Annotated in this window: 15 protein-coding genes; 1 reads left to right on the forward strand and 14 read right to left on the reverse strand. The window is 69.1% G+C overall.

Going from position 1 to position 19040, the window contains the following annotated elements; genetic code table 11:
• The first annotated feature begins 8 nt into the window (after nucleotides 1-8).
• A complete protein-coding gene (locus ACZ3H8_RS10205; protein WP_467399685.1) occupies nucleotides 9-2699 on the forward strand; it encodes a fumarate reductase/succinate dehydrogenase flavoprotein subunit in 2691 nt (896 codons plus the stop codon).
• A gap of 65 nt (nucleotides 2700-2764) precedes the next feature.
• Here the strand turns inward: ACZ3H8_RS10205 and nuoN are convergent, their stop codons facing one another.
• The 14 genes from nuoN to ACZ3H8_RS10275 all read right to left on the reverse strand — a co-directional run bounded on the left by nuoN (nucleotide 2765) and on the right by ACZ3H8_RS10275 (nucleotide 18945).
• Nucleotides 2765-4414 (reverse strand): NADH-quinone oxidoreductase subunit NuoN, encoded by a 1650-nt coding sequence (gene nuoN, locus ACZ3H8_RS10210; protein WP_467399687.1) that lies wholly within the window; start codon nucleotides 4412-4414, stop codon nucleotides 2765-2767.
• Entirely contained in the window at nucleotides 4411-5982 is a 1572-nt protein-coding gene (locus ACZ3H8_RS10215) for an NADH-quinone oxidoreductase subunit M (protein ID WP_356224125.1), read from the reverse strand. Before ACZ3H8_RS10215 ends, nuoN begins: the two co-directional genes overlap by 4 nt.
• A 5-nt stretch (nucleotides 5983-5987) precedes the next feature.
• The gene (nuoL, locus tag ACZ3H8_RS10220) at nucleotides 5988-7928 is read right to left on the reverse strand and encodes an NADH-quinone oxidoreductase subunit L (protein ID WP_467399690.1); all 1941 of its coding nucleotides are present in this window, start codon (nucleotides 7926-7928) and stop codon (nucleotides 5988-5990) included.
• Nucleotides 7929-7942: 14 nt separating this feature from the next.
• On the reverse strand, nucleotides 7943-8242 hold the full coding sequence (gene nuoK / locus ACZ3H8_RS10225) for an NADH-quinone oxidoreductase subunit NuoK (protein WP_307661754.1): 300 nt from the start codon (nucleotides 8240-8242) through the stop codon (nucleotides 7943-7945).
• Nucleotides 8239-9114 (reverse strand): NADH-quinone oxidoreductase subunit J, encoded by an 876-nt coding sequence (locus tag ACZ3H8_RS10230; protein ID WP_467399694.1) that lies wholly within the window; start codon nucleotides 9112-9114, stop codon nucleotides 8239-8241. The genes nuoK and ACZ3H8_RS10230 overlap by 4 nt, the downstream gene beginning before the upstream one ends.
• Entirely contained in the window at nucleotides 9111-9698 is a 588-nt protein-coding gene (gene nuoI / locus ACZ3H8_RS10235; RefSeq protein WP_467399696.1) for an NADH-quinone oxidoreductase subunit NuoI, read from the reverse strand. Before nuoI ends, ACZ3H8_RS10230 begins: the two co-directional genes overlap by 4 nt.
• A complete protein-coding gene (gene nuoH / locus ACZ3H8_RS10240; protein ID WP_467400001.1) occupies nucleotides 9691-11061 on the reverse strand; it encodes an NADH-quinone oxidoreductase subunit NuoH in 1371 nt (456 codons plus the stop codon). Before nuoH ends, nuoI begins: the two co-directional genes overlap by 8 nt.
• 62 nt (nucleotides 11062-11123) lie before the next feature.
• Entirely contained in the window at nucleotides 11124-13634 is a 2511-nt protein-coding gene (locus ACZ3H8_RS10245) for an NADH-quinone oxidoreductase subunit G (RefSeq protein WP_467399699.1), read from the reverse strand.
• Nucleotides 13635-13731: 97 nt separating this feature from the next.
• Nucleotides 13732-15108 carry an NADH-quinone oxidoreductase subunit NuoF gene (gene nuoF, locus ACZ3H8_RS10250; RefSeq protein WP_467399701.1) on the reverse strand — a complete coding sequence of 459 codons (1377 nt, stop codon included), beginning with the start codon at nucleotides 15106-15108 and terminating at the stop codon, nucleotides 13732-13734.
• Entirely contained in the window at nucleotides 15108-15923 is an 816-nt protein-coding gene (gene nuoE / locus ACZ3H8_RS10255; RefSeq protein WP_467399704.1) for an NADH-quinone oxidoreductase subunit NuoE, read from the reverse strand. The genes nuoF and nuoE overlap by 1 nt, the downstream gene beginning before the upstream one ends.
• Nucleotides 15924-15958: 35 nt before the next feature.
• Nucleotides 15959-17281 (reverse strand): NADH-quinone oxidoreductase subunit D, encoded by a 1323-nt coding sequence (locus ACZ3H8_RS10260; RefSeq protein ID WP_467399706.1) that lies wholly within the window; start codon nucleotides 17279-17281, stop codon nucleotides 15959-15961.
• Complete coding sequence (locus ACZ3H8_RS10265) at nucleotides 17281-18015, reverse strand: NADH-quinone oxidoreductase subunit C (protein ID WP_467399709.1); 735 nt, start codon at nucleotides 18013-18015, stop codon at nucleotides 17281-17283. The genes ACZ3H8_RS10260 and ACZ3H8_RS10265 overlap by 1 nt, the downstream gene beginning before the upstream one ends.
• Entirely contained in the window at nucleotides 18012-18566 is a 555-nt protein-coding gene (locus ACZ3H8_RS10270; protein WP_266533888.1) for a NuoB/complex I 20 kDa subunit family protein, read from the reverse strand. Before ACZ3H8_RS10270 ends, ACZ3H8_RS10265 begins: the two co-directional genes overlap by 4 nt.
• Nucleotides 18567-18585: 19 nt before the next feature.
• Entirely contained in the window at nucleotides 18586-18945 is a 360-nt protein-coding gene (locus ACZ3H8_RS10275) for an NADH-quinone oxidoreductase subunit A (protein WP_307661762.1), read from the reverse strand.
• Nucleotides 18946-19040 lie beyond the last annotated feature (95 nt).

The raw sequence follows: 19040 nt of genomic DNA on the forward strand, positions 1-19040 counted from the left end.
GCCCCGCCATGCAGATCCCCGCTCTCACCGACGCCGAGGAACTGACCTGCGACGTCCTCGTCATCGGCGGCGGCACGGCCGGGACGATGGCCGCGCTCACCGCCGCCGAGCGCGGCGCGAACGTACTCCTCCTCGAAAAGGCACACGTCCGCCACTCGGGCGCTCTCGCCATGGGCATGGACGGCGTCAACAACGCCGTCATCCCCGGCCGTGCCGAGCCCGACGACTACGTCGCCGAGATCACCCGCGCCAACGACGGCATCGTCGACCAGTCCACGGTCCGCCAGACCGCTACCCGCGGCTTCGGCATGGTGCAGCGCCTGGAGTCGTACGGCGTGAAGTTCGAGAAGGACGAACACGGCGAGTACGCGGTCCGCCAGGTGCACCGATCCGGCTCGTACGTCCTGCCGATGCCCGAGGGCAAGGACGTCAAGAAGGTTCTCTACCGCCGGCTGCGCCGCCGCGAGATGCGCGAAGGCATCCGGATCGAGAACCGCGTCATGCCGGTCCGTGTCCTGACGGCGGACGGCCGGGCCGTGGGCGCGGCCGGGCTCAACACCCGCACCGGCGGGTTCGTCACGGTCCGCGCGGGCGCGGTCATCCTCGCCACCGGCGCCTGCGGCCGCCTCGGCCTGCCGGCCTCCGGCTATCTCTACGGCACGTACGAGAACCCCACCAACGCCGGTGACGGCTACGCCATGGCCTACCACGCAGGCGCCGAACTCACCGGCATCGAGTGCTTCCAGATCAACCCGCTGATCAAGGACTACAACGGCCCCGCCTGCGCGTACGTCGCCAACCCCTTCGGCGGCTACCAGGTCAACCGGCACGGCGAGCGCTTCGTCGACTCCGACTACTGGTCCGGCCAGATGATGTCGGAGTTCGCCGCCGAACTCGCCTCCGACCGCGGCCCGGTCTATCTCAAGCTCAGCCATCTCCCGGAGGAATCCATCAGCGCGCTGGAGGGCATCCTGCACTCCACCGAACGCCCCACCCGCGGGACGTTCCATGCGAAGCGCGGCCACGACTACCGCACCCACGATGTCGAGATGCACATCTCGGAGATCGGGCTGTGCGGCGGCCACTCCGCCTCCGGCGTACGCGTCGACGACCACGCCCGCACCACCGTGCCCGGTCTGTACGCGGCCGGGGACCTGGCCTGCGTCCCGCACAACTACATGATCGGCGCGTTCGTCTTCGGCGACCTGGCGGGGGCGGACGCCTCACAATTCACCGCGTACGAAGGTGAGTTGCCCGCCGACCAGATCCGGGACGCCCATGACCTGATCTACCGCCCCCTGCGCAACCCCGACGGCCCGCCGCAGACCCAGGTCGAGTACAAACTCCGCCGCTTCGTGAACGACTACGTCGCCCCGCCCAAGTCCGGCGCCCGGCTCTCCCTCGCCGTGGAACACTTCGAGCGGATGCGCGGCGAGATCGCCGAGATGGGCGCCGAGACCCCGCACGAGCTGATGCGCTGCGCCGAGGTGAGCTTCATCCGCGACTGCGCGGAGATGGCGGCGCGCTCCTCACTCGCCCGTACGGAATCCCGCTGGGGCCTCTACCACGAGCGTACGGACCACCCGCAGCGCGACGACGAGGACTGGCTGCACCACCTGGACCTGCGCAAATCCCCGTCCGGGGCAATGGAGTTCACGGCCCGCCCCGTCTCGCCCTATCTGGTGCCGGTCGACGAATTCAGCCCCACCGGCGGGCTGTCCCGCCACCTCGGGGAGGTCCACCCGGAGCAGGTCTCCACTGCCGGACAGCGCGACATCGCCCCCATCGGCTCTGGCGTCCGCGTCACGATCCGGCAGGACACGACCGCCGCCTCCCACTCCCCCCGCATCCTGGAGCTGCTCGGCCTCGCTGAGGACGAGCCCGAACTCCCCCAGCTGCGCCCCTTCTTGACCGATCCGGACCCGGCCGTGCGCCGCGCCGCGATCGCCGCGCTCACCGAGACCGTCCCGGCGGGCACCGGACCGGCGCTCGCGGCGGCCCTCGCGGACCCGGACCCAGGCGTCCGCGGCGCCGCTGCGGCGTCCCTGCTCGAACTGGTCGAAGTCCTGCCCCCGGAAGCCGACTTGGCCCGAGGCCTCACCGAGGCACTCGGCAATGACGACCCCACGGTCCGCTCCACCGCACTCGACGTCCTGCGCGCCCTGCGCCTGGGCGACGCCGCCGCCTACCCCCGTACGCTCGCCGACCCGGACATCGAGGTCCGCATCGCGTCCGTACGCGCCCTGGTCTCCGTCGACGCCCTCGATGCCGTTGCCCGCGCCACCGCCGACCCGGCCCGCGAGGTCCGCGTCACGGTGGCCCGCAGCCTGACCGACCCGGGGGCCCTGGAACCCCTGATCCAGGACCGGGACATCCTCGTCCGCGCGGCCGCCCTCGCCGCCCTGTCCACCGCCGGGTGCCCCGCCCCGTACGGCACCGTCGCCGTCACCGCACTGGCCGACCCGGCCTGGCAGGTCCGCGCGGGCGCGGCCACGGCCCTGGGCGCTGCCGCCCCGGAGTTGGCGGTCCCGCCCCTGGCCAAGGCCCTCCAGGACCCGAACGCCGACGTCCGCAAGGCCGCCGTCCTGGCCCTGCTGAAGCACCCGGCCGACACGGAGGCCCGGGCCGCCCTGGCCACGGCGGTCCAGGACACGGACGCGGACGTGCGCGCGTACGCGGGACGCGTCAACCCCACCTGACGCCGCCGGACATGCGTGAGGGCCCGGCCCCCACAGCGGGGTGCCGGGCCCTCACGCATGCCGGCTCAGCGCACGAACACGCTCGCCTGGCTTGCCAGGTCCAGGAAGTACTGCGGGGCCACGCCCAGCACCAGCGTCACCGCCACACCCACCGCGATCGTCGTCATCGTCAGCGGCGAAGGCACCGCCACCGTGGGGCCCTCCGCCTTCGGCTCGCTGAAGAACATCAGCACGATGACCCGGATGTAGAAGAACGCGGCGATGGCCGACGAGATCACGCCGACCACGACCAGCGCGCCCGCGCCGCCCTCCGCCGCCGCCTTGAAGACCGCGAACTTCCCGGAGAAGCCCGACGTCAGCGGAATGCCGGCAAAGGCCAGCAGGAACACCGCGAAGACCGCCGCCACCAGCGGCGAACGCCGCCCGAGCCCCGCCCACTTGGACAGATGCGTCGCCTCGCCGCCCGCGTCCCGCACCAGCGTGACCACCGCGAACGCGCCGATCGTCACAAAGGAGTACGCCGCAAGGTAGAAGAGGACGGACGAGATACCGTCGGGCGTCGTCGCGATGACACCGGCCAGGATGAATCCGGCGTGCGCGATCGAGGAGTACGCGAGGAGCCGCTTGATGTCGGTCTGCGTGATCGCGACGATCGCACCGCCCAGCATGGTGACGATCGCGATCGCCCACATGACCGGCCGCCAGTCCCAGCGCAGCCCCGGCAGCACGACGTACAGCAGGCGCAGCAGCGCGCCGAACGCGGCCACCTTCGTCGCCGCCGCCATGAAGCCGGTGACCGGAGTCGGCGCGCCCTGGTAGACGTCCGGCGTCCACATGTGGAACGGCACCGCGCCGACCTTGAACAGCAGCCCCATCAGGATCATTGCGCCGCCGATCAGCAGCAGCGCGTCGTTCCCCATGGTGTCGGCGAGCGCCGGGTCGATGGTGCGCACGCTGCCGTCGACGACGTCCGCGATCCTCGCGTACGACACCGAGCCCGCGTACCCGTACAGAAGGGCGATCCCGAACAGCAGGAACGCCGACGAGAAGGCTCCCAGCAGGAAGTACTTCACGGCCGCCTCCTGCGACATCAACCGCTTGCGGCGGGCGACGGCGCACAGGAGGTAGAGCGGGAGTGAGAAGACTTCCAGCGCGATGAAGAGCGTCAGCAGATCGTTGGCGGCCGGGAAGACCAGCATGCCGGTGATCGCGAAGAGCACCAGCGGGAAGACCTCGGTGGTGGTGAACCCGGCCTTGACCGCGGCCTTTTCGCTGTCGCTGCCGGGTACGGACGCGGCCTGCGCGGCGAACGAGTCGACGCGGTTGCCGTGCACCTCCGGGTCGAGGCGGCGCTCGGCGAAGGTGAAGACCGCGACCAGCGAGGCCAGCAGGATGGTGCCCTGCAGGAAGAGCGCCGGGCCGTCGACCGCGATCGCGCCCATCGCCGCGATCTTCGCCTTGGTGGTGCCGTATCCGCCGGCCGCGAGAGCGACGACCGCCGCGAAGGCGGCCACGAGGGCGACGACGGTCAGGAACACCTGGACGTGGTAACGGACCTTGCGTGGAACGAATGCCTCCACGAGCACACCCACGACGGCGGCGCCGACGACGATCAGCGCCGGTGCCAGCTGGGCGTACTCGACAGTCGGAGCCGGGATCTTGTCGATCGGCTCGGCTGCCGTTGTCCACAGGCTGTGGACAGCTGTAGCGCTCACTTGGCCGCCTCCACCTCGGGCTGGGGGTCCTTCTTCTGTACGTCGGACATCGTGTGCTCCACCGCCGGGTTGACGATGTCCGTCAGCGGCTTCGGGAAGACGCCGAGGAAGAGCAGCAGCGCGATCAGCGGAGCGACCACGGCCAGCTCACGGACCTTGAGGTCTGGCATCTCCCGCACCTCGGTCTTCACCGGGCCCGTCATCGTCCGCTGGTAGAGGACGAGGGTGTAGAGCGCGGCGAGCACAATGCCGAAGGTGGCGATGATTCCGGCCACCGGATAGCGCGAGTATGTGCCGACCAGGACCAGGAATTCGCTCACGAAGGGCGCGAGACCCGGCAGCGAGAGCGTGGCCAGACCACCGATCAGGAAGGTGCCGGCGAGTACCGGGGCGACCTTCTGGACCCCGCCGTAGTCCGCGATGAGCCGCGAGCCGCGCCGGGAGATCAGGAACCCGGCCACCAGCATCAGCGCGGCCGTCGAGATCCCGTGGTTGACCATGTAGAGCGTCGCGCCCGACTGCCCCTGGGACGTCATCGCGAAGATGCCCAGGATGATGAAGCCGAAGTGCGAGATCGAGGCGTACGCGACAAGGCGCTTGATATCGCGCTGGCCGACCGCGAGCAGCGCGCCGTAGACGATGCTGATCAGCGCAAGCACCAGGATCACGGGCGTGGCCCACTTGGAGGCGTCCGGGAAGAGCTGGAGGCAGAAGCGCAGCATCGCGAACGTGCCGACCTTGTCGACGACCGCGGTGATCAGCACGGCGACCGGCGCGGTCGCCTCACCCATGGCGTTGGGCAGCCAGGTGTGCAGCGGCCACAGCGGCGCCTTCACCGCGAAGGCGAAGAAGAAGCCGAGGAACAGCAGCCGCTCGGTGTTGGTCGCCATGTCGAGCGTCCCGGACGCGCGGGCCTCGGCGATCTCGTTGAGCGAGAAGCTGCCCGCGACGACATAGAGCCCGATGACCGCGGCCAGCATGATCAGGCCGCCGACCAGGTTGTAGAGCAGGAACTTCACGGCCGCGTACGAGCGTTGGGCCGCGGCGTTCTCGTCGCTGCCCGCGTGGGCACGGTCCCCGAAGCCGCCGATGAGGAAGTACATCGGGATGAGCATGGCTTCGAACAGGATGTAGAAGAGGAAGACGTCGGTGGCCTCGAAGGAGAGGATCACCATCGCCTCGACGGCCAGGATCAGGGCGAAGAAGCCCTGCGTCGGCCGCCACCGCGACGACTTCGTCTCCAGCGGGTCGGCGTCGTGCCAGCCCGCCAGGATCACGAACGGGATCAGCAGCGCGGTCAGCGCCAGCAGCGCCACCCCGATGCCGTCCACGCCCAGTTCGTACCGGACACCGAAGTCCTTGATCCAGGCGTGCGACTCGGTCAGCTGATAGCGGTCGCCACCGGGCTCGAACCGTACGAGCACGATGGCGGCCAGCACCAGTGTGCCGAGCGAGACCAGCAGCGCCAGCCACTTGGCGGCGGTGCGCCGCGCGGCCGGGACGGCGGCGGTGGCGATCGCGCCGACCGCCGGGAGTGCCGCCGTCACCGTAAGGAGAGGGAACGACATAACAGTTACACCGCCCTCATCAGCAGGGTCGCGGCGATCAGCACTGCCGTACCTCCGAACATCGAGACCGCGTAGGTGCGGGCGTAGCCGTTCTGCAGCTTGCGCAGCCGGCCGGAGAGCCCGCCGAACGAGGCGGCCGTGCCGTTGACCACGCCGTCGACAAGGGTGTGGTCGACGTAGACCAGGGAGCGGGTGAGGTGCTCGCCGCCGCGGACCAGGACCACATGGTTGAAGTCGTCCTGGAGGAGATCGCGGCGGGCGGCCCGGGTGAGCAGACTCCCTCGCGGGGCGACCACGGGAACCGGGCGCCGCCCGTACTGGGCGTAGGCGATGCCCAGGCCGATGACGAGAGCGACGACCGTTGCCGAAGTCACCGCTGTCGCGCTGATGGGCGGATGCCCGTGCTCGAAGTTCGTGACGGGCTTCAGCCAGTTCACGAACGCGTCGTTGAGACTGAACAGGCCTCCGGCGAAGACGGACCCGAAGGCGAGCACCACCATGGGGATGGTCATCGACTTCGGCGACTCGTGCGGATGCGGCATCTCACCGACGTGCACCTCGATGCCGGGCTCGACACTGGGCACCGTGTCCGGGTCGGGCGCGGGCTGCCAGCGCTTCTCGCCGAAGAACGTCAGCAGCATCACGCGCGTCATGTAGTACGCGGTGATCGCGGCGCCCAGCAGTGCCGTACCGCCGAGGATCCAGCCCTCCGTACCGCCCTTGGCGAAGGCCGCCTCGATGATCTTGTCCTTGGAGAAGAAGCCGGACAGACCGGGGAAGCCGATGATGGCCAGATAGCCGAGCCCGAAGGTGACGAAGGTGATCGGCATGTACTTCCGCAGGCCGCCGTACTTGCGCATGTCGACCTCGTCGTTCATGCCGTGCATCACCGAGCCCGCGCCGAGGAACAGCCCGGCCTTGAAGAAGCCGTGCGTCACCAGGTGCATGATCGCGAAGGCGTATCCGATCGGGCCGAGGCCGGCCGCGAGGATCATGTAGCCGATCTGCGACATCGTCGAACCGGCCAGCGCCTTCTTGATGTCGTCCTTCGCGCAACCGACGATGGCACCGAAGATCAGCGTCACCGCGCCGACGACCGCGACCGCCAACTGCGCGTCCGGGGCCGCGTTGAAGATCTCCCCGGACCGGGTGATGAGGTAGACGCCCGCGGTCACCATGGTCGCCGCGTGGATCAGGGCCGAGACCGGAGTCGGGCCCTCCATCGCGTCCCCGAGCCAGGACTGCAGCGGCACCTGTGCGGACTTGCCGCACGCCGCGAGCAACAGCATCAGCCCGATGGCCGTCAGCTTGCCCTCGCTCGTCTCACCGGTCGCCTCCAGCACGGGCCCGAAGGCGAACGTCCCGAAGGTGGTGAACATCAGCATGATCGCGATCGACAGACCCATGTCGCCGACGCGGTTGACCAGGAATGCCTTCTTCGCCGCCGTCGCCGCGCTGGGCTTGTGCTGCCAGAAGCCGATCAGCAGGTACGAGGCGAGGCCGACGCCCTCCCAGCCGACGTACAGCAGGAGGTAGTTGTCTGCGAGGACCAGCAGCAGCATCGCCGCGAGGAAGAGGTTCAGATAGCCGAAGAAGCGGCGGCGGCGCTCGTCGTGCTCCATGTACCCGATCGAGTACACATGGATCAGCGAGCCGACGCCCGTGATCAGCAGGACGAACGTCATCGACAGCTGGTCCAGCTGGAAGGCCACGTCAGCCTGGAAGCCCTCGACGGGAATCCAGCTGAACAGCCTCTGGGACAGGGCGCGTTCATCCGCGCCCTTGCCCAGCATGTCCACGAACAGCACCGCGCCGACCACGAAGGACGCGGCCGCGAACAGCGTGCCGATCCAGTGGCCGCTGCGGTCGAGCCGCCGCCCGCCGCACAGCAGGACCGCCGCTCCGAGCAAAGGCGCCGCGACAAGCAGCGCAATCAGGTTCTCCACGATTCAGCGACCCCTTACAACTTCATCAGGCTGGCGTCGTCGACCGAGGCCGAGTGGCGGGAACGGAACAGCGACACGATGATCGCGAGCCCGACCACGACTTCAGCGGCGGCGACGACCATCGTGAAGAAGGCGATGATCTGGCCGTCGAGATTGCCGTGCATACGGGAGAAGGCGACGAACGCGAGGTTGCAGGCGTTGAGCATCAGCTCGATGCACATGAAGAGCACGATCGCGTTCCGCCTGATCAGCACCCCGGCCGCGCCGATGGTGAACAACAGCGCCGCGAGATACAGATAGTTGACGGGATTCACTTCGCGACCTCCTCGTCGTGCGAGCCGTGCGAGTTGTTTCGGTCGTGCGACTCGCGCGACTCGTGCGACTCGGTCTCACGGCCGAGCCTCTCCTCCGCGCGCTGCTCCAGCACTCGCAGGTCGTTCAGCGCCTCGCTCGACACATCGCGGATCTGACCGCGCGCCCGCAGCGTCTTGTTGACGGTGAGCTCGGACGGCGTGCCGTCCGGCAGCAGACCGGCGATGTCCACGGCGTTGTGCCGGGCGTAGACACCGGGCGCGGGCAGCGGCGGAAGGTGCTTGCCTTCCCGTACGCGCTGCTCGGCCAGCTCGCGCTGGGTCTTGGCCCGCTCGGTGCGCTCCCGGTGGGTGAGGACCATCGCGCCGACGGCCGCCGTGATCAGCAGCGCGCTGGTGATCTCGAAGGCGAAGACGTACTTGCTGAAGAGGAGTTGGGCCAGGCCCTCGACATTGCCGCCGTGCGCGGTGTTGGCCGCGCTCAGGCCGTTGAACGTCTTCAGCGAGGCATTGCCGATGCCGGCGATCAGCAGCATGCCGAAGCCCAGACCGCAGGCCGCGGCCAGCCAGCGCTGCCCCTTCAGCGTCTCCTTGAGCGAGTCGGCGGCGGTGACCCCGACCAGCATGACGACGAAGAGGAACAGCATCATGATCGCACCGGTGTAGACGATGATCTGGACGACACCGAGGAAGTACGCGCCGTTGGCGAGGTAGAAGACCGCCAGGACGATCATGGTCCCGGCGAGGCAGAGCGCACTGTGCACGGCCCGCCGCATCAGGATCGTGCCGAGCGCCCCGGCGACGGCGATGGTGCCGAGCACCCAGAACTGGACGGCCTCGCCCATGGAGGTGGTGGAGGCGGCGAGGGTGTTCATACGTCCACCTCCTCGCCCTTCTCCCCCTTGGAGACGGCGACCTGCTGGACCGTGCCGGGAGCGGCCTCGCTGACCAGCCCCCGGTAGTAGTCCTGCTCGTCCATGCCCGGGAAGATCGAGTGCGGGGAGTCGACCATGCCCTCCTCGAGACCGGCGAGCAGCTGCTCCTTCGTATAGATGAGGCTCTCGCGGGAGCTGTCGGCCAGTTCGAACTCGTTCGTCATGGTCAGCGCCCGCGTCGGACAGGCCTCGATGCACAGCCCGCACAGAATGCAGCGGGCGTAGTTGATCTGGTAGACCCGGCCGTACCGCTCCCCCGGGGAGTAACGCTCCTCCTCGGTGTTGTCCGCGCCCTCCACATAGATCGCGTCCGCCGGACAGGCCCACGCGCACAGCTCGCACCCGATGCACTTCTCGAGCCCGTCCGGATGACGGTTGAGCTGGTGCCGGCCGTGGAAGCGCGGCGCCGTGACCTTCTGCTGTTCCGGGTACTGCTCGGTCAGCCGCTTCTTGAACATGGCCTTGAAGGTCACGCCGAAGCCGGCGACCGGGTTCTGGAACTTGTTCTCGGATTCCTCAGACACCGTCAGCCTCCTTTCCGTCGCTAGGACCGTCACTCGCCCCGGGGGTTCGGGGGTCGCCCCCGGAAATGTCGCTGCCGGGGCCACCACTGACAATCAACTCGCGCTCGCGGCGCGGCCGCCTGCGCGGCACCGGCGGCAGGGTCTGCCCCGGCAGCGGCGGTACGGGGAATCCGCCCGCCATCGGGTCGAAGGCGGGCTCCGCCTCCGCGGCCTCCGCCTCCGCCTCCTTCTCCTTCTTGCCGCGGAAGATGTCGGCGACGAAGGAGAGGAGCAGCACCGCGATGACCGCGCCACCGACGTACAGCACGATCTGCTGGAAGTCGTAGTTCTCGTTCCGCAGCGCCCGTACGGTCGCCACCAGCATCAGCCAGACCACCGATACCGGGATCAGCACCTTCCAGCCGAGCTTCATCAGCTGGTCGTAGCGGACGCGGGGCAGCGTGCCGCGCAGCCAGATGAAGAAGAAGAGCAGCAGCTGGACCTTGATGACGAACCAGAGCATCGGCCACCAGCCGTGGTTCGCGCCCTCCCAGAAGGTCGAGATGGGGTACGGGGCCCGCCAGCCGCCCAGGAAGAGGGTGGCCGAGACGGCGGAGACGGTGACCATGTTGACGTACTCGGCCAGCATGAACATCGCGAACTTGATCGAGCTGTACTCGGTGTTGAAGCCGCCGACCAGGTCGCCCTCGGACTCCGGCATGTCGAACGGAGCACGGTTGGTCTCGCCGACCATCGTGACGACGTAGATGATGAAGGAGACCGGCAGCAGGATGATGAACCAGCGGTCCGCCTGCGCCTCGACGATCGCCGAGGTCGACATCGACCCGGAGTAGAGGAAGACGGAGGCGAAGGCCGCGCCCATCGCGATCTCGTACGAGATCATCTGCGCGCACGACCTCAAGCCGCCCAGCAGCGGATACGTCGATCCCGACGACCAGCCGGCCAGCACGATGCCGTAGATCCCGACCGAGGCGACCGCGAGGATGTAGAGCATCGCGATCGGCAGGTCGGTGAGCTGCATCGAGGTGCGGTGACCGAAGATCGAGACCTCGTTGCCGGCCGGCCCGAAGGGGATCACGGCGATCGCCATGAAGGCCGGGATCGCGGCGATGACCGGCGCGAGGACATAGACGACCTTGTCCGCCCGCTTGACGATCAAGTCTTCCTTCAGCATCAGCTTGATGCCGTCGGCGAGCGACTGGAGCATGCCCCAGGGGCCGTGCCGGTTGGGGCCGATGCGCAGCTGCATCCAGGCGACGACCTTGCGCTCCCACACGATGGAGAAGAGCACGGTGATCATCAGGAAGGCGAAGCAGAACACGGCCTTGATGGCGACGAGCCACCAGGGGTCGCGTCCGAACATCGAAAGATCCTCAGCCGCGAGCACGCTCCGCTGGGCCTCCGCGATATTTGCGAGGGTCGGGTTCACGCTCGCACCTCCGGTACGTCAGGGGTGGCGGTCTCTGCCGCCGCCGGGCCGATGCGGACCAGCTGCCCGGGGACTGCACCGGTGTCCGAAGTGATGCCGCCTCCGGCCGAGTTCAGCGGGAGCCACACCACCCGGTCGGGCATCTCGCTCACCTGGAGCGGGAACCTGACCGAGCCGGCGGGGCCGGTGACGGCGAGGACGTCGCCGTCCTTCACACCCGTCTCGGCCGCCGTCGCCGCGGAGAGCCGGGCGACCGCCGCGTGGCGGGTGCCCGCCAGCGCCTCGTCGCCCTGCTGGAGCAGGCCCTGGTCGAGCAGCAGCCGGTGGCCGGCGAGGACCGCCTCGCCCTCGCCCGGGCGGGGCAGGGACTGTGCGGACTCATTGGGCTCGGTGGCCCGCGGTCCGTCCCACGTGCCCAGCCGGTCCAGCTCGTTGCGTACGGACTTGAGGTCCGGCAGCCCGAAGCTGACGTCGAGCGCGTCCGCCAGCATGTGCAGCACCCGCGCATCGGCCGGAGCCAGGCGGCGCGTCATGTGCTCGGGCTTCAGCGCGGCCTCGAACAGCCTCGCCCTGCCCTCCCAGTTGAGGAACGTGCCCGGCTTCTCGGCGACGGCCGCGACCGGGAAGACCACGTCCGCCCGCTCGGTGACCTCGCTGGGCCGCAGCTCCAGGGAGACCAGGAAGCCGACCGCGTCGAGTGCCTCACGTGCGCGCTGCGGATCGGGCAGGTCCGCGACTTCGACGCCCGCCACCAGCAGCGCGCCCAGTTCGCCGGTGGCCGCGGCCTCGACGATCTGGCCGGTGTCGCGGCCGTAACGGTGCGGGAGTTCGCGTACGCGCCAGGCCGCCGCGGTCTCCTCGCGGGCCCGCGGGTCGGTGGCCGGGCGGCCGCCGGGCAGCAGCGAGGGGATCGCGCCCGCCTCGAGCGCGCCGCGCTCGCCCGCCCTGCGCGGGATCCACACCAGCTGCGCGCCGGTCGCGGTCGCGGCCCGTACCGCGGCGGTCAGTCCGCCGGGCACGGCAGCGAGCCGCTCGCCGACGACGATCACCGCGCCGTCGGAGCGCAGCGCCTCTGCCGCCTTCGCGCCGTCGCCGTCCAGGCCGGCGCCCCCGCTCAACGCATCCAGCCACTCGGTCTCGGTGCCGGGGGCGGCGGGGAGCAGTGTGCCGCCCGCCTTCGTCAAGCCGCGGGTGGCGTGCGTGGCCAGCGCGAAGGTGCGCTGCCCGTGCTTGCGGTTGGCCTTGCGCAGCCGCAGGAAGACACCGGGGGCCTCCTCCTCGGACTCGACCCCGGCCAGCAGGACCGCCGGGGCCTGCTCCAGGGAGGTGTAGGTGACCCCGCTGCCGTCCACGTCCCGGCCGCGCCCCGCGACGCGGGCGGCCAGGAAGTCGGCCTCCTCGCTGCTGTGCACGCGTGCGCGGAAGTCGACGTCGTTGGTGTCGAGGGCGACTCGGGCGAACTTGGCGTACGCGTACGAGTCCTCGACGGTCAGCCGGCCGCCCACCAGGACACCGGCCCGGCCGCGGGCCGCGCTCAGTCCGTGGGCCGCCGCCTCCAGCGCCTCCGGCCAGCTCGCCGGCTCCAGTTCACCCTGGCCGTTGCGTACGAGAGGAGTCGTGAGCCGGTCCGGCTTCTGCGCGTAGCGGAAGCCGAAGCGCCCCTTGTCGCACATCCACTCCTCGTTGACCTCGGGGTCCTCGGCCGCAAGCCGCCGCATGACCTTGCCGCGGCGGTGGTCCGTACGCGTCGCGCAGCCGCCCGCGCAGTGCTCGCACACCGAAGGCGACGACACCAGGTCGAAGGGGCGGGAGCGGAAGCGGTACGCGGCCGACGTCAGCGCGCCCACCGGGCAGATCTGGATGGTGTTCCCGGAGAAGTACGACTCGAACGGGTCGCCCTCTCCGGTGCCGACCTGCTGGAGCGCACCGCGCTCGAGCAGCTCGATCATCGGGTCGCCCGCGACCTGGTTGGAGAACCGGGTGCACCGGGCGCACAGCACGCACCGCTCGCGGTCGAGCAGCACCTGTGTGGAGATCGGGACGGGCTTCTCGAACGTCCGCTTCTTGCCCTCGAAGCGGGTGTCCGGGTCGCCGACCTGCATCGCCTGGTTCTGCAGGGGACACTCGCCGCCCTTGTCGCAGACCGGGCAGTCCAGCGGGTGGTTGATGAGGAGCAGCTCCATCACACCGCGCTGGGCCTTCTCTGCGACCGGCGAGGTGAGCTGCGACTTGACGACCATGCCGTCGGTGCAGGTGATGGTGCAGGACGCCATCGGCTTGCGCTGGCCCTCGACCTCGACGATGCACTGGCGGCAGGCGCCGACCGGGTCGAGGAGGGGGTGGTCGCAGAACCGCGGGATCTCGATGCCGAGCATTTCGGCGGCCCGGATGACCAGAGTGCCCTTGGGCACGCTGATCTCGATGCCGTCGATCGTCAGCGACACGAGATCTTCCGGCGGAACGGCCGCGTTGCCGCCTCCGGCGGGGTTGGACGTCGTGACGGTCATGCCCGTACCTCCGCACGAGGTGAGTCGGACTGCGGTGCTTCGCCCGCAGGGCGGTGGGCGGCGAAGCCGCGGCCGGGGCTCGGCGCATACGCCTCAGTCATGCGGTCACCTCCAGGTGCTTGTCGGCCCAGGCGGTCGACCTCGCGGGGTCGAAGGGGCAGCCCTTGCCGGTGATGTGCTGCTCGTACTCCTCGCGGAAGTACTTGAGCGAGGAGAAGATCGGGGACGCGGCTCCGTCGCCCAGTGCGCAGAAGGACTTGCCGTTGATGTTGTCGGCGATGTCGTTCAGCTTGTCGAGGTCGGACATGACGCCCTTGCCGGCCTCGATGTCGCGCAGCAACTGCACCAGCCAGTACGTGCCTTCGCGGCACGGCGTGCACTTGCCGCAGGACTCATGGGCGTAGAACTCGGTCCACCGCGTCACGGCCCGCACCACGCAGGTCGTCTCGTCGAAGCACTGCAGCGCCTTGGTGCCGAGCATCGAACCGGCGGCGCCCACGCCCTCGTAGTCCAGCGGCACATCAAGGTGCTCGTCGGTGAACATCGGGGTCGAGGAGCCGCCCGGAGTCCAGAACTTGAGGCGGTGGCCCTTGCGCATGCCGCCGCTCATGTCGAGCAGCTGGCGCAGCGTGATGCCGAGCGGGGCCTCGTACTGGCCGGGGTTGGTGACATGGCCGCTGAGCGAGTACAGCGTGAAGCCCGGGGACTTCTCGCTGCCCATCGACTTGAACCAGTCCTTGCCGCGATGAAGGATCGCGGGAACGGACGCGATGGACTCGACGTTGTTCACCACAGTGGGGCACGCGTACAGACCGGCGACCGCGGGGAAGGGGGGACGCAGCCGGGGCTGACCGCGACGTCCCTCCAGGGAGTCCAGCAGCGCGGTCTCCTCACCGCAGATGTACGCGCCCGCGCCCGCGTGCACGGTGACTTCGAGGTCGAGTCCGGACCCCAGGATGTCCTTGCCGAGGAAGCCCGCCTCGTACGCCTCGCGTACGGCTTCGTGCAGCCGCCGCAGTACGGGGACGACTTCACCGCGCAGATAGATGAACGCGTGATTCGACCGGATCGCGTAGCAGGCGATCACGATTCCCTCGATGAGGGAGTGCGGGTTGGCGAACAGGAGCGGGATGTCCTTGCAGGTCCCGGGCTCCGATTCGTCGGCGTTGACAACGAGGTAGTGCGGCTTGCCGTCGCCCTGCGGAATGAACTGCCACTTCATCCCGGTGGGGAAGCCCGCGCCGCCGCGGCCGCGCAGTCCGGAGTCCTTGACGTACGCGATGAGGTCGTCCGGCGACATGGCCAGCGCCTTGCGCAGTCCCTCGTACCCCTCGTGCCGCCGGTAGGTGTCCAGCGTCCAGGACTCCGCCTCGTCCCAGAAGGCGGAGAGGACGGGCACGAGAAGCTTCTCGGGACTCGTCTCTCCCCCGGCCTCCGGTCGGGCGGTGCCCCCAAACTCGGTGGACAAGGTCATCACTCCCCCTCCTCGGCTGCGGGTCCGGCCGGGTGGTCAGGGTCGGAGGCCGAGGTCTGCTGCGGTGCGTCATGCGAGCTGAGGTGCTCGGAACCGGGCTGGGGCGGTGCGTCGTGTGATGCCTCGCCGCGCGGGGAGACCACTCGCGCCGTCGGACTCTCGCCCTTGGCCAGGCGCAGGCCGATCAGCGAGGCGGGTCCCGCACCGCCGCTCGCCCCGACCGCGCCCGGGCGCTCGTCGGGGAAGCCCGCGAGGATCCGCGCGGTCTCCTTGTACGTACACAGGGGAGCGCCGCGCGTCGGCTCGACGGGCCGTCCCGCGCGCAGATCGTCGACGAGGCGCTTGGCGGTCTCGGGTGTCTGGTTGTCGAAGAACTCCCAGTTGACCATCACCACCGGGGCGAAGTCGCAGGCCGCGTTGCACTCGATGTGCTCGAGAGTGACCTTGCCGTCCTCGGTCGTCTCGCTGTTGCCGACGCCGAGGTGCTGCTTGAGCTCGTCGAAGATGGCGTCGCCGCCCATCACCGCGCAGAGCGTGTTGGTGCAGACGCCGACCTGGTAGTCGCCGGAGGGCACCCGCCGGTACATCGTGTAGAAGGTGGAGACCGCGGTGACCTCCGCGGTGGTCAGGTCCAGCATCTCGGCGCAGAAGCGGACGCCGGTGCGGGTGACGTACCCCTCCTCGGACTGCACGAGGTGCAGCAGCGGCAGCAGGGCGGACCGGCTGTCGGGGTAGCGGGCGATGAGTTCCCTCGCGTCCGCTTCGAGCCGGGCGCGTACATCGGCCGGGTAGTCGGGGGCGGGGAGCTGGGGCATGCCCAGGCTCACCTCTTGATTAGCTGGTGTGGCTGTCACCGGTCGACGCCTCCCATCACGGGGTCGATGGACGCGACGGCGACGATGACGTCGGCGACCTGGCCGCCCTCGCACATCGCCGCCATGGCCTGCAGATTGGTGAAGGACGGGTCGCGGAAGTGGACCCGGTAGGGGCGGGTTCCGCCGTCGGAGACGACATGGACGCCGAGCTCGCCCTTGGGCGACTCGACGGCCGCGTACGCCTGTCCGGGCGGCACCCGGAAGCCCTCGGTCACCAGCTTGAAGTGGTGGATCAGGGCCTCCATCGAGGTGCCCATGATCTTCTTGATGTGGTCGAGGGAGTTGCCGAGACCGTCGGGGCCGAGCGCGAGCTGCGCGGGCCAGGCGATCTTCTTGTCGGCGACCATGACCGGTCCCGGCTCGAGCCGGTCCAGGCACTGCTCGACGATGCGCAGCGACTGCCGCATCTCCTCCAGGCGGACGAGGAAGCGGCCGTACGCGTCGCAGCTGTCGGCGGTCGGGACGTCGAACTCGTACGTCTCGTAACCGCAGTAGGGGTCGGTCTTGCGCAGATCGTGGGCGAGGCCCGCGGCGCGCAGGATCGGCCCGGTGGCGCCCAGTGCCATGCAGCCGGTCAGATCGAGGTAGCCGACGTCCTGCATACGGGCCTTGAAGATGGGGTTGCCGGTGGCGAGCTTGTCGTACTCCGGCAGGTTCTTGGTCATCTTCTTGACGAACTCGCGCACCGCGTCGACCGCGCCGGGCGGCAGGTCCTGGGCAAGTCCTCCGGGCCGGATGAACGCGTGGTTCATCCGCAGGCCGGTGATCAGTTCGTACAGGTCCAGGATCATCTCGCGGTCCCGGAACCCGTAGATCATGATCGTGGTGGCGCCGAGCTCCATACCGCCGGTGGCGATGGCCACCAGGTGGGAGGAGAGGCGGTTGAGCTCCATCAGCAGGACGCGGATGATGGTGGCCCGGTCCGGGATCTGGTCCGTGATGCCGAGCAGCCTCTCCACGCCCAGGCAGTACGCCGTCTCGTTGTAGAACGAGGTGAGGTAGTCCATGCGCGTGACGAAGGTGGTGCCCTGCGTCCAGGTCCGGAATTCGAGGTTCTTCTCGATGCCGGTGTGGAGGTAGCCGATGCCGCAGCGGGCCTCGGTGACCGTCTCTCCGTCGATCTCCAGGATCAGCCGGAGCACACCGTGGGTGGAGGGGTGCTGCGGGCCCATGTTGACGACGATCCGCTCGTCGTCGGCCTTGGCCGCGGACTGGACGACCTCGTCCCAGTCGCCGCCGGTGACTGTATAGACAGTCCCCTCGGTGGTCTCGCGGGAGGAAGCGTGAGAAGTAGACATCAGCTGTACGACCTCCGCTGGTCCGGAGCCGGGATCTGAGCGCCCTTGTACTCGACGGCGATGCCGCCGAGCGGATAGTCCTTGCGCTGCGGGAAGCCCTGCCAGTCGTCCGGCATCATGATCCGCGTCAGGGCGGGGTGGCCGTCGAAGACGAGCCCGAAGAAGTCGTACGTCTCTCGCTCGTGCCAGTCGTTGGTCGGGTAGACCGCGACCAGCGACGGGACGTGCGGGTCGCTGTCCGGGGCGCAGACCTCGAGGCGGATCAGCCGGCCGTGGGTGATCGAGCGCAGGTGGTAGACGGCGTGCAGCTCGCGGCCCTTGTCCTCGGGGAAGTGGACGCCGCTGACGCCCGTACAGAGCTCGAAGCGGAGCGCCGGGTCGTCCCGCAGGGTGCGCGCCACCTTCAGGAGGTGCTCGCGGGCGATGTGGAAGGTGACCTCGCCGCGGTCGACGACCGTCTTCTCGATGGCGTTCTCGGGGACGAGTCCCTGTTCTTCCAGCGCGCCTTCCAGCTCGTCGGCCACCTCGTCGAAGTACCCGCCGTAGGGGCGGCTCGCGGGCCCCGGGAGGCGTACGGAGCGGGTGAGCCCGCCGTAGCCGGAGGTGTCGCCGCCGTTGTTCGCACCGAACATGCCGCGCTGGACGCGGATCTCCTCGCCGTGCTCACCACGCTGGCCGGGCAGGTTCTGCGCGCCGACTTCCTTGTCGGGGTTCGGCTCACTGGTCTCGCTCACCGGAGCAGCCCCTTCATCTCAATGGTGGGGAGCGCCTTGAGGGCCGCTTCCTCCGCCTCGCGGGCCGCCTCCTCCGCGTTCACGCCGAGCTTGGAGGTCTGGATCTTCTGGTGGAGCTTGAGGATCGCGTCCATCAGCATCTCCGGACGCGGCGGGCAGCCTGGCAAATAGATGTCAACAGGAACAATGTGGTCAACGCCCTGCACAATCGCGTAATTGTTGAACATTCCGCCCGATGATGCGCAAACACCCATGGAAATAACCCACTTGGGGTTGGGCATCTGGTCGTAGACCTGCCGCAGGACGGGCGCCATCTTCTGGCTGACCCGCCCCGCCACGATCATCAGGTCGGCCTGGCGCGGCGAGCCGCGGAAGACCTCCATGCCGAAGCGGGCCAGGTCGTAACGGCCGGCGCCGGTCGTCATCATCTCGATGGCGCAGCAGGCCAGACCGAAGGTCGCCGGGAAGACGGATGACTTGCGCACCCAGCCCGAGGCCTGTTCGACGGTGGTCAGCAGGAAACCGCTCGGCAGCTTCTCTTCGATTCCCATTGGTGTGCTCCTCAGCCCCTCAGTCCCATTCCAGGCCGCCCCGCCGCCACACATACGCGTAGGCGACGAAGACGGTGAGCACGAAGAGCAGCATCTCCACGAGCCCGAAAAGCCCCAGGGCGTCGAAGGTGACCGCCCAGGGGTAGAGGAAGACGATCTCGATGTCGAAGACGATGAAGAGCATCGCCGTCAGGTAGTACTTGATGGGAAAGCGGCCGCCTCCGGCCGGCGTCGGAGTCGGCTCGATGCCGCACTCGTACGCCTCCATTTTCGCCCGGTTGTACCGCTTGGGGCCGATAAGCGTGGCCATGACCACGGAGAAGATCGCAAACCCTGCCCCGAGGGCGCCGAGCACAAGGATGGGCGCGTAAGCATTCACCCTCCTCGCTCCTTCCAGTCGTCCTTGACCGTTGGACCGCGCCGGGCATCCGCCTCGCCGCCTCAGCGAAGATCGTGTACATGTGAGGCAGTTCA

The organism is Streptomyces sp. NPDC002868, from assembly GCF_055563295.1.

Bases quoted from the DNA above. Each gene is read 5' to 3' on its own strand.
- nuoE (WP_467399704.1), bottom strand. From the start codon at position 15,923: ATGCCCCAGCTCCCCGCCCCCGACTACCCGGCCGATGTACGCGCCCGG.
- ACZ3H8_RS10260 (WP_467399706.1), bottom strand. From the start codon at position 17,281: ATGTCTACTTCTCACGCTTCCTCCCGCGAGACCACCGAGGGGACTGTC.
- ACZ3H8_RS10215 (WP_356224125.1), bottom strand. From the start codon at position 5,982: ATGTCGTTCCCTCTCCTTACGGTGACGGCGGCACTCCCGGCGGTCGGC.
- nuoF (WP_467399701.1), bottom strand. From the start codon at position 15,108: ATGACCTTGTCCACCGAGTTTGGGGGCACCGCCCGACCGGAGGCCGGG.
- ACZ3H8_RS10230 (WP_467399694.1), bottom strand. From the start codon at position 9,114: ATGAACACCCTCGCCGCCTCCACCACCTCCATGGGCGAGGCCGTCCAG.
- ACZ3H8_RS10245 (WP_467399699.1), bottom strand. From the start codon at position 13,634: ATGACCGTCACGACGTCCAACCCCGCCGGAGGCGGCAACGCGGCCGTT.
- ACZ3H8_RS10270 (WP_266533888.1), bottom strand. From the start codon at position 18,566: ATGGGAATCGAAGAGAAGCTGCCGAGCGGTTTCCTGCTGACCACCGTC.
- nuoH (WP_467400001.1), bottom strand. From the start codon at position 11,061: ATGTTCGGACGCGACCCCTGGTGGCTCGTCGCCATCAAGGCCGTGTTC.
- ACZ3H8_RS10205 (WP_467399685.1), top strand. From the start codon at position 9: ATGCAGATCCCCGCTCTCACCGACGCCGAGGAACTGACCTGCGACGTC.